The organism is Komagataeibacter xylinus NBRC 15237 (assembly GCF_001571345.1).
Lineage (GTDB): Bacteria > Pseudomonadota > Alphaproteobacteria > Acetobacterales > Acetobacteraceae > Komagataeibacter > Komagataeibacter xylinus.
The window spans coordinates 1-10,608 of the sequence record NZ_BCTP01000065.1; the positions used below are offsets into that span (position 1 = coordinate 1).

At 59.7% G+C, this 10,608-nt stretch carries 7 protein-coding genes; 3 read left to right on the forward strand and 4 right to left on the reverse strand.

All coding sequences use genetic code 11. The features are described 5' to 3' along the window. From drt3a to GXY01S_RS15315, 4 genes are all read right to left on the reverse strand, one after another. On the reverse strand, nucleotides 1–1,345 hold a 1,345-nt coding region (gene drt3a, locus GXY01S_RS15300), incomplete at its 3' end, for an antiviral reverse transcriptase Drt3a (protein ID WP_110570461.1). Nucleotides 1,346–1,497: 152 nt separating this feature from the next. After that, complete coding sequence (locus tag GXY01S_RS15305) at nucleotides 1,498–3,243, reverse strand: oleate hydratase (protein ID WP_061276508.1); 1,746 nt, start codon at nucleotides 3,241–3,243, stop codon at nucleotides 1,498–1,500. A gap of 125 nt (nucleotides 3,244–3,368) precedes the next feature. Further along, entirely contained in the window at nucleotides 3,369–4,016 is a 648-nt protein-coding gene (locus GXY01S_RS15310) for an SOS response-associated peptidase (protein WP_061276510.1), read from the reverse strand. Continuing rightward, nucleotides 4,016–4,777 (reverse strand): YoaK family protein, encoded by a 762-nt coding sequence (locus GXY01S_RS15315; protein ID WP_061276512.1) that lies wholly within the window; start codon nucleotides 4,775–4,777, stop codon nucleotides 4,016–4,018. Before GXY01S_RS15315 ends, GXY01S_RS15310 begins: the two co-directional genes overlap by 1 nt. A 284-nt stretch (nucleotides 4,778–5,061) precedes the next feature. Between GXY01S_RS15315 and GXY01S_RS15320 the strand changes: the two genes are divergently transcribed. The 3 genes from GXY01S_RS15320 to GXY01S_RS15330 are packed head-to-tail and all read left to right on the forward strand — an operon-like array spanning nucleotide 5,062 to nucleotide 10,434. Beyond that, nucleotides 5,062–5,826 carry an ImuA family protein gene (locus GXY01S_RS15320; RefSeq protein ID WP_061276514.1) on the forward strand — a complete coding sequence of 255 codons (765 nt, stop codon included), beginning with the start codon at nucleotides 5,062–5,064 and terminating at the stop codon, nucleotides 5,824–5,826. Then, nucleotides 5,741–7,264 (forward strand): DUF6504 family protein, encoded by a 1,524-nt coding sequence (locus GXY01S_RS15325; protein ID WP_169797761.1) that lies wholly within the window; start codon nucleotides 5,741–5,743, stop codon nucleotides 7,262–7,264. The genes GXY01S_RS15320 and GXY01S_RS15325 overlap by 86 nt, the downstream gene beginning before the upstream one ends. Then, nucleotides 7,261–10,434: an error-prone DNA polymerase gene (locus GXY01S_RS15330; RefSeq protein ID WP_061276516.1), complete on the forward strand. Its 3,174-nt coding sequence runs from the start codon at nucleotides 7,261–7,263 to the stop codon at nucleotides 10,432–10,434. The genes GXY01S_RS15325 and GXY01S_RS15330 overlap by 4 nt, the downstream gene beginning before the upstream one ends. Nucleotides 10,435–10,608 lie beyond the last annotated feature (174 nt).

Genomic DNA, 10,608 nt, shown 5'->3' on the forward strand with positions numbered 1-10,608 from the left:
AGACATGTTTCCATGCCCTCACGATTGTCTGCAATTCCCGCGCACTGAAATGATGATACCGGCGTTGTTGGAAGCCCGTGCTGAATTTGAGCTTGTTCAGCTGCTTTTGCAGACTGCTGCTATGCAAGGTATCAACCAGCGTCTTTAGTTCCCTGTCGAGCAGCCCGAAGCAGGTCAGGTCAGTCGCCATCGAATTGTTATAGTAAATACCGGTAGCCGCACGAGATTTGCTATTTGAAAGCCGAGTGTTACCGGTCAAGAACTTGATTCGCCAGATTAACTCTCGATAAGCCCGCCGCGGGCGCAGCGAGCGTTCTCGCCAATACTCATCAAACGCAGCTTTCATTCGCGTAAGATATTTGTCCACCTTCGCTGCGCTGGGTGCGATTTCGCATTTTCCTGCATTTATGCTGAATTTGTAACCGAGGTATTCGAAATCCCGTGGCGTCGCATCTGGAAAAGCAAATTCGTGTGTCTTCGCTGCATTGTGCGCAAGCCCGTTTTTGCCGAAAATATCGATGATTCGGTCCTTGTAGGAGCCGACGCTGTTGCCTGCCGGGGGGCGCGCGAATACGGCCACGATATCGTCGACAAACCGGCAATAGACAACTAGACCAGGGATCATCCGGATCGCATTATCAACGGGACGCATGTAAAATTCGGCGAGGTAGGCACTGATGCCGACCCCTCGCGGAACGCCGACTACGGTGCCAGATTTCGCGCCATACGACACTAAGACCTGCTTGATGTAATTCTTCGATGTCGGACTTAGGAGCTGGTCGCCATCGAGTTTTTCTAACAGTTTCTTTCTGTCGATGCTCTCGTAGAATGAAGAAATATCAGTTCGTACCAGCTCGAAGGGAAAGCTGCTGCCCAGCATGTCACGAACCTGACAGACAAGATCGTGCCGGTTCGCTTGCCGAACACCATAGATACGATTAATGTTGCGCTGTAGCTGTTTGATAACGAAAAAGGTCTCAGGCTCTGTATCGACGCAGAAAACCGGTTTTCCTTTTGGACCGTCTTTTTTAGACAACTCGATTTTAAAGGTTGATTTGAGCACTTTTTGGCTGATCTCGTCCATCAAGTCATCGACAGCAGCTGACTTTTCCGCTTTCACGGCAGCGAGCTCTGTTTTCAGATCTAACAATGTCGCCTCGAATACATCCGCTGTCATAGCCGCCTGTTTGGCGCGGTGATCGCGGATATCCTGCACCTTGTCGCGGACAGTAAGCGTAAACGGTTCGAGCGATGGAAAGTAACGGGCCGCCAAATCGAGCCCTTTGCGGTTCTCAACGTCATAGATGCGGCGGAAATTCTCCGCTGTAAACATTTGATCAAGCATTACTACGTTACAATATCCTGAGGTTCGGCTACAATGGAGCTTGAGAAAAAAGTTATCCCACAGTGGCGAGTTTCAGGAAGATGGTTCGAACTCGCGAATGTCGGAATCGGGAGGCGATAATGGTAAGTCCGCCCCGACTTCTAACAATAAGATCAAACCAATCCATAGCGCTCCAGCAGATCATCAATCTCCGTTCCCTGCGTCAGATGCCGGATCAGCCCCGATGCCGGCACCTTCTCTCCATCCCGCAGTTCCGCTGCCGCCTGCAGCAGCATCCGGACATCGAAAATACCATCTGACACTTCCGGCACGGCGCGCCTGACGCCCCATAGGGTATAGACCGCCTCCATCGCCGTGCGGACGGAATATTCCGTCGTGAAGACCGTATCACGCGGCGTCTCGGCGAACTGCCCGAGGAAAGCCAGATTGACGCTCCCATCCGGCACCACTTTCGGTCTGTCAGCCGGTGCGCGCGGCATGAACTGCGCCGTGATGAACGGCATCATGCACGGACGCGTCGTCGCCCCTGTTGCCGCCATGTCGTCGATCTGGTCCACCGGCACGCCCATATGGAACAGCCACTCACGGGTGATTTCCTCCCCTGTGCAATCCTGCATGGGCTTTTTCACATAATCGCCAAGCACGTCACTGAACAGACCATAGAGCCAGGCCACCATCTGCCCTTCGGGCTGCCCCTTGAAATGGGGCTGACGGCTGACCACCCAACTCATCAGCCAGGATGAATCCGCGATCGTGACCGGACCACCCGTGATGATTTTCCCCGAGAACGGATCACGCCCCGTAACCCGCTTTACGAGCTCCGGTATCCGCGCATCCCGGGTCGTAACGGTTGCCGACAGCCAGCGGGATTTTGTTGTATCGCTACAGAAAACATCCGGGTTGCCAAAAGCTGCATCCTGCGCGGCGAGGTTGCGCCAGAGCTGCCAGACGCTCCCCTCTCCGATGGTCGTATCAATCGGCGCGGGTGTATGATGATCACCCCAGCGTGAATTCTCCACCATGGAACCGTTGGTCACGAACACCAGCTCCGCCGGACCCAGGTCAACACCGGCGGACGCGCCATTTTCCAGCCAGTCGAGATGGGCCGCAACTTTCTTTCCGCCAGAAACATTAACGGTAACATTCGTCACCTTCACGCCATGACGGAACACGACGCCTTGATCGGCAAGCCATGTGGCCAGTGGTCTGCTCAGGGATTCCTGCTGGTTATATCTGGTGAACTTCAGCGTATGCAGATCCTTCAACCCGAGAATCTGATGCACGAACCGGGCGAGATAGCGCTTCATCTCAATGGCGCTGTGCCAGGTCTCGAACGCAAACATCGACCGCCAGAACAGCCAGAAGTTCGACGCCATGAAATCGCCGGACAGCACATCCGCGATCGTCTTCCCCGCCAGTTCATCCTCATCGGTCAGAATGAGGGCAATGATCTCGCGCCGCGCCTTTCCCGTGAGTGTCAGCCTGTCACGATCGGCGAGGGGCTGCCCACGATTGCACATGGCGCGGACCGGACTGGTGGACGGATCGGCCTGATTGACCTGCCAGACTTCATCCAGCACTGATGCGTCTGGAATTTCCAGAGACGGAATGGAACGATACAGATCCCACAGACACTGGAACTGCTCTTCCATCTCCCGACCGCCACGAATCAGCCAGCCAGTCTCCGCATTCCCCGCTCCGTCCAGCGCACCACCGTCGTTGCCCGAGGCCTCAAGAATGGTGATGGCTGAAGGCGTCATTCCCGCATCCCGGATGAGGAACGCCGCCGCCGCCATGCCCGCCAGTCCACCGCCCACGATCCATGCTGACCGCCCTTCCATACCCTGCGGTGCTCGAGGGTGAACAAAAGCCTCGTAATTGCTGTGAGCATATCTCATGGCGCATGTCCTTTTTGTGGAAAGGGCTGATGGCGGGAAATCTCTTCAGCCACACAACACCCGATAAGCCGATCTGTCGTTGCGATGCATCAAACGTCACGAACAGGGCAGTTTGACCCCGCCCCTCAGTCAGCCAGAGCGGGTGCCTGCACCCGACACAAAACCCCATCGGGGAGCGGCCGCTGAAGCGCCAGAGCCCCTGCTATCGGTGCCGTCATCCAGCGCTCCAGCTCATTCGGTTGCGTCAGAATCACAGGCATGGCTTTCGGATGGACCGCGCCCACCTCCAGATTGGCGTCCGTGGTCAGAAAACCGAACAGATCATCCGTCGTCTCTCCGTCCGCCAGCTTGCGCACGGACGTCCATCGACACCAAATCCCGGCAAAGAAGGCCAGCGGTTCTCCATCATTCCGCGCAAACCACACCGGTCGTGATGTCCCGTCGGGCAGACGCTCCGGCTCGGAGAAGGCCGTCAGTGGCACCAGACAACGATGTTGCACGCTCTCCCAGCGTTTCCACCATGTTGAGGACGGATTGCGGATGTTGGTTACACCCCGGTCGACCCTGTGTCCCTTCAGGTAACCGGGCGGTGTCGGCATGCCCCAGCGCGCCATGACCAGTTCACGACCGTTTCCGCCGCTCCGCACGATCGGGGCCATTGTATTCGGGTATATCTCCGGCAGAGGCTGGAGATTGCCCGTCAGATCATCGAGAACCTTTGCAATCTCCCGGATCGCTTTCTGATTCGATGTCATGGCGTAGAGATTGCACATCAGGGATGCTTCTCCCCGTAAGCCGGAACCGAGGCCGGTTCCTGTTCCGCCACAGGCTCATGTGACAGCGCGCCCGGCAGGGCCAGACACGCCAGAAGCCCCGCCAGCGCCAGAAGAAACAGAGCAGACCACCAGCCATACAGAAAGGCGCCGGACACGCCGCCCAGCGTGAAGGACAGCACGATGGCGGCATGCAGCCCCAGACGCTCGCGCGTACCGGTCCGCCGGGCCGGGTCAACTGGAAGAAAAAAGCTCTCCAGCCAGTCCGCCAGTTCCAGCCCCACATCGGTGAGCATTCCCGTCATATGGGTGGTGCGGACACGCGCCCCGGAAATGCGTGTGACCGTGGCGTTCTGGAGCCCCATGAGGAAACTCAGCCCGTAGGCCAGCACCGGATCCCGTTGCTGGGCCGAAAACAGAATATCAACAGCCCCCAGAAGCCCGAGCAGGCAGGCTTCCAGAAGGATGCTCCGTGCGTAGATCGACGGCAGATGACGGCGACGACCTGCATTGACCAGCAGCGCGGACAGCACCGCGCCGGCGACGAAGGCCAGTATCAGACCACAGCAGGACAGGACCAGTTCCAGATGGCCTTCATGTAGGCCACTCGCCAGTGCGGAGACATTGCCGGTCATATTGGCCGAATAATAACCCACAGCCAGAAACCCGGCGGCGTTCACGGCACCGGCTATAGCCGCCAGCGAGCAGCCCAGACGCCTGTCGATGCTGGCGTTGCGCTCCGCTCCCTCGTGAACAAGCACCTGTGCCTCCCGTCGTGACTGACCGCATGAGGGAGACTCCGTGTTTGTCGGTTTCCCCGGACAGCGATCTTTTTTATGGGCCAGATGATAACAGCCTGTCCTCTTCCGACAAAGCTTCCTGTTTTCAATTTCTTAGGACGGTATCTTCCCGGATTGCGAATTACCACAAACTTGAAGCGATACGCTCTCCCGACAGATAAATGTTGACGCCGACAGACTACACGGAACAAATCAGGAACATATAATCAGGAAAACCGCCTGCACAAGGGACATCGAGCCGTGACATGACCGCTGAAACCTGGAAAAAACCCGGCTTGGAAACCCTGCGAGCCGCAATCAGCCGTCTCGAAGGCCATAGTGACCGACGCCGCAAGACGCTGCCCTTTGGTGTGCGCGAGATAGACGCCCGTCTGCCCGGTGGCGGTCTGACGCTGGGCGCTCTGCATGAGGTGGCGGGCGGCGGGAATGATGCCCTGCACAGTGCGGCGGCCGGACAGTTCTGCGCCGGGATTGCGGCCCGCACGCGCGGCAAAGTGCTTTGGATCGTCACCCGTCAGGACGTGTTCGCCCCCTCCCTGAAACAGGTCGGACTGTCGGCACGCCGGACCATCTATGTCGAGGCGGGATCGGACGTCGATGTGCTGGCCTGCTTCGAGGAGGGGCTGCGGCATGGCGGCCTCGGGGCCGTTGTCGCCGAGGTAGCCCGCCTTTCCATGACCGCCTCACGCCGCCTGCAACTGGCGGCCGAAACATCCGGCTCTCTTGGCATCGCCATCCGACGCTGGCGGCGGCAGACGGATGCGGCGGATTTTGGTCAGCCCACGGCTTCCGTTACCCGCTGGCGGATCTCCGTCCTGCCATCCGTGTCGTTGCCGGTGCCCGGTGTCGGAAGACCACGCTGGTTGCTGGAACTGATCCGCGCCCGTGCGGGCGAATGTGCCGATTTTGAAGTGGAGGCCTGTGATGGCAAGGGTCGTCTCTCTTTACCTGCCGCTCTGGCCGACGGATCGGATCAGGAAGCGGCTGGACAAAGACGCGCCAGCGCCTGAGGTGCCGCTGGCGCTGGCCGGGCGTGAAGGGCGACGGCGGGTTCTGCTGTCTGTTGATCTGGCAGCCCGCAAGATGGGACTGCGCCCCGGCACGCCGGTGGCCAAAGCCCAGGCGCTCTATCCCGATCTGGTACTGATGGACGCCGATCCCGAGGGCGACCGTCTTGGACTGGAAAAGCTGGCGCTGTGGTTCCAGCACCGTATTGCGCCCATCGTGGCCGTCGATGCGCCGGATGGGCTAGTTCTGGACACGACCGGGGCAGATCACCTGCACGGTGGCGAGCTTCCCATGCTCAAGGACATGGTTCACCGCATGGCGGGCGCCGGGTTCCGGGCAAAGGCCGTGGTGGCGGATACATGGGGCGCTGGGCACGCCATTGCCCGTTATTGCCGGGCACCGATTGCCGTTGTGCCCTCTGGCGAGACAGCTTCCGCACTGGCTGATCTCCCCGTTGAAGCACTCCGCCTGCCGGACACGATTGTCGACGGACTGGCCACGCTGGGTGTATCGCGCATCGGACCACTGACCTCCATGCCACGGGCACCCCTAGCGCTGCGGTTCGGTCCTGATATCGCCCGCAGGCTGGATCAGGCGTTCGGGCGTATTGGTGAAGCCATCGTGCCAGTCCGCCCGGTTGATCCGGTCGAGGTCAGTCAGAATTTTGCAGAACCCATCGGCGCGGCCGAGACCATCGCGCGCTATATCGGCAAGCTGGTGCCGCTGCTCTGTCAGGGGCTGGACGAGCGTGGACAGGGCGTGCGGCGTCTTGATCTGCTACTGCATCGTGTGGACAGCCGCACCGAAGCGATCCGTGTGGCGACCGCCATGCCGGTGCGTGACGTGAAACGCCTGACCCGCCTGCTCTGCGAGAAGATCGAGACCATCGATCCGGGGTTTGGCATCGAGCGCATGGTGCTCATTGCCTCTCTGGCCGAACCGATAGACCGGCGGCAGACCGTGTCCTCCCTGATCGCCGAGGAAGAGGCCGACGTGTCCGACCTGATCGACACGCTGGCCAACCGTGTCGGTACACAGGCCCTGTATCGCTTTGCTCCAGTGGAAAGCGATCTGCCCGAGCGGTCCTTCTGCCGCGTGCCCGCGCTGGCGCCCGAGGAAACAAAGGACTGGCCGGATCACTGGCCTCGCCCTACCCGGCTGCTGGCACGACCGGAACCGGTGCAGGCCATGGCGGAACTGCCGGACCAGCCGCCGCTGTTCTTCATCTGGCGGGGTGTGCGGCGGAAAGTGAAATGCGCCGATGGGCCGGAGCGTGTCTTCGGCGAATGGTGGAAGAATGACGCCGAACTGACCATTGCCCGCGATTACTTCCGGGTGGAGGACACCAGCGGCGAGCGCTTCTGGCTTTACCGTGCCGGTGATGGTGAGCATGGCGAGACCGGCTCGCAGGGCTGGTTTCTGCACGGGATTTTCGGATGAGCCCCTCGGCACCGCGTTATGCCGAATTGCAGGTGACAACCTATTTCTCGTTCCTGCGCGGGGCGTCTTCTCCGATCGAACTGTTTGCGCAGGCAAAAGCTCTTGGCATCGAGGCGCTCGGCATCTGTGATCGTAATTCTCTGGCAGGCATGGTGCAGGCCCATGTCGCGGCAAAAGAGGTCGGGCTCCGCCTTGTTGTGGGATGTCGGCTTGATCTGGCCGATTTCCCGCCCGTGCTCGTTTATCCGATGGACCGCGCCGCCTATGGACGCCTGTGCCGTCTGCTCACCATCGGCAAGGCGCGGGCTGGAAAGGGCAAATGCAACCTGCTTTGGGAGGATCTGGTCGCGTGGAGTGAGGGTCAGATCGTTGTCATGATCCCGGACACGGCGGATGATGCCTGTGCTCTGCATCTTCGCAAGCTGAAAGAGGCCTTTGCTGACCGCGCCTACATGGCGCTCACCCTGCTGCGACGCCCCAATGACCAGATGCGGTTGTATGAACTGGCGAACCTGGCGCATCAGGCACGGGTGCCAACGGTCGTGACCAATGACGTGCTGTTCCACACCCATGACCGGCGCATCCTGCAGGACGTCGTCACCTGCATCCGGCATAACACCACCATCGACGAGGCGGGGTTTGTCCGCGAGCGTCACGCCGACCGCTATCTCAAACCACCACAGGAAATGGCCCGGCTGTTCAGCCGTTACCCCGAAGCGGCCGCCCGCACCATGCAGATCGTCGAGCGCTGCCGCTTCTCGCTCGATGATCTGGCCTACCAGTATCCCGATGAAGTATCCGTGCCCGGTCAGACACCCCAGCAGGCTCTGGAAACCCTGACATGGGAGGGGGCTGAGCGAACCTACCCGGAAGGTATTCCCGCTGAAGTCAGAAAAACGCTTCAGCACGAACTCGGCCTGATCGGGCGGATGCAGTATGCGCCGTATTTTCTGACCGTGAACAGCATCGTCCGCTATGCCCGCTTTCAGGACATCCTCTGCCAGGGCCGTGGCTCGGCGGCCAATTCTGCCGTCTGTTACGTGCTCAGCATCACGGCCATTGATCCCGCGCGCAATTCGCTGCTGTTCGAACGCTTCGTCTCTGAAGAACGCGGCGAACCGCCGGATATTGATGTCGATTTCGAGCATGCACGGCGTGAGCAGGTCATCCAGTGGGTCTATGAGCATTACGGTCGTGACCGGGCGGCCCTGACGGCCGTGGTGATCCGCTATCGCGCCAAGGGAGCCTTGCGGGATGTTGGCAAGGTCATGGGCCTGCCGGAAGACCTGATCCGCACACTGTCAGGTCAAATTCACGGCTGGGGCCGCAAACTGGACGATGACGCCCTGCATGACACTGGCGTTGATCTGTCAGACAGACGTATTCGCCTGACGCTGGATCTGGCGCGTTGCATGATTGGCGTGCCCCGTCATCTGTCGCAGCACCCCGGTGGTTTTGTCCTGACCCATGACCGGCTGGATGAACTGGTGCCCATCGAGCCCGCTTCGATGGAGGACCGCCAGATCATCGAGTGGGACAAGGACGATATCGACGTCCTGAAATTCATGAAGGTCGATATTCTGGCTTTGGGCATGCTCACCTGCATGAAAAAGGGACTGGATCTGCTGGCGGACCACAAGGGGCAGCATTTCACGCTCCAGACAATCCCGGCTGAGGATCCGCGCACCTACGCCATGATCCGCAAGGCCGACACGATCGGCGTGTTCCAGATTGAATCCCGCGCCCAGATGTCCATGCTGCCACGGCTCAAACCGCGTGTGTTCTACGATCTGGTCATTGAGGTCGCGATCGTGCGTCCCGGCCCCATACAGGGGGATATGGTCCATCCCTATCTCCGCAGGCGTGAAGGGATAGAACCTGAAAACTATCCCACTCCGGAACTGGAAAAGGTTCTGAAAAAGACGCTTGGCATCCCGCTGTTTCAGGAACAGGCCATGCAGGTGGCCATGATCTGCGCCGGGTTTACCGCCGCCGAGGCCGATCAGCTTCGGCGGGCCATGGCGACGTTCAAAAATACCGGCACCGTCTCGCAGTTTCAGACACGCCTGATCGAAGGCATGCGCGCCAATGGGTATGACGAGGAATTCGCCGAGCGGATCTATCAACAATTGGAAGGCTTCGGTTCTTACGGATTTCCCGAGAGCCACGCCGCAAGTTTCGCCATTCTGGCCTATTCGTCGTCGTGGATGAAATGCACACATCCGGACGTGTTTCTGGCCTCGCTCCTGAATTCCCAGCCGATGGGTTTCTATGCACCGGCACAACTGGTCCGTGATGCGCGGGAACATGGTGTGGAAATCCGACCCGTCTGTGTGAATGCCTCACGCTGGGACAGCACGCTGGAAGGACCGGAAAGCCCCAATGGCCGCTTCGCCGTGCGGCTGGGCATGAGCCTGGTGAAGGGACTGGCCAACGACGATGCGGCCCGGATTGTTGCGGCGCGCGCCAGTCGGCCTTTTGTCTCCGTGGATGATCTGTGGCGTCGGGCTGGCGTGAAAGCGGCAGCCCTGACCCATCTGGCCGAGGCCGACGCGTTCCGCCCCACCCTCGGGCTGGCACGGCGCGAGGCGCTCTGGGCGATCAAGGCGTTGCGTGATGAGCCGTTGCCACTATTTGCGGCAGCGCAGGTCACGAGGGAAGCCGAAGAACCGGATGTGCTGCTGCAACCCATGCGCGACGGGGCCGAGGTGGTGCGGGATTACAACCGGCTTGGCCTTACCCTGCGGGATCATCCCCTGACCTTCCTACGCAAGGATCTTCAGGCCAGGGACATCATGTCCTGTCGGCAGGCGCTGGCGGCAAAGGATGGGAAGCGTCTCACCGTGGCGGGGCTGGTGCTGGTGCGGCAGCGGCCAGGCTCCGCCGAAGGCGTGATGTTCATGACGCTGGAGGATGAAACGGCAAACATGAACGTCATCATCTGGCCGGATCTGTTCGATGCAAACCGGCGCGTGGTGCTCGGCAGCCAGATGATGGCCGTGACAGGCATGCTCCAGAAGGAAGGCGAAGTCGTGCATCTGGTGGCTAAGGAGATCACTGACCTTTCCGGGTTACTGGCGGAGGTCGGTAATCGCTCTTCTACTGAGAGAACCCATGACAGCGATTCCGCCGGTGAGCGTATCGTCGTCAGATCGCGTAATTTCCACTGATCGATAAGGCTAGAGACAGGCATCACGCTATCGTGACATGGCCTGCTTTAAGCCCAAACTACGCTGGAGTTTCACTCCCATTTGCATCCTATATGCATCCTGCGGGGTGATTTAGGCACAAAAAAGCCACCCTTGAGGGTGGCTTTTCTTTAGTCTTTTCAGACACTTATATCT

What these genes read in the sequence shown, in the direction of transcription:
- GXY01S_RS15305 (WP_061276508.1), bottom strand. Translation starts at nt 3,243, where the DNA reads ATGAGATATGCTCACAGCAATTACGAGGCTTTTGTTCACCCTCGAGCA.
- GXY01S_RS15325 (WP_169797761.1), top strand. Translation starts at nt 5,741, where the DNA reads ATGGCAAGGGTCGTCTCTCTTTACCTGCCGCTCTGGCCGACGGATCGG.
- GXY01S_RS15320 (WP_061276514.1), top strand. Translation starts at nt 5,062, where the DNA reads ATGACCGCTGAAACCTGGAAAAAACCCGGCTTGGAAACCCTGCGAGCC.
- GXY01S_RS15330 (WP_061276516.1), top strand. Translation starts at nt 7,261, where the DNA reads ATGAGCCCCTCGGCACCGCGTTATGCCGAATTGCAGGTGACAACCTAT.
- GXY01S_RS15310 (WP_061276510.1), bottom strand. Translation starts at nt 4,016, where the DNA reads ATGTGCAATCTCTACGCCATGACATCGAATCAGAAAGCGATCCGGGAG.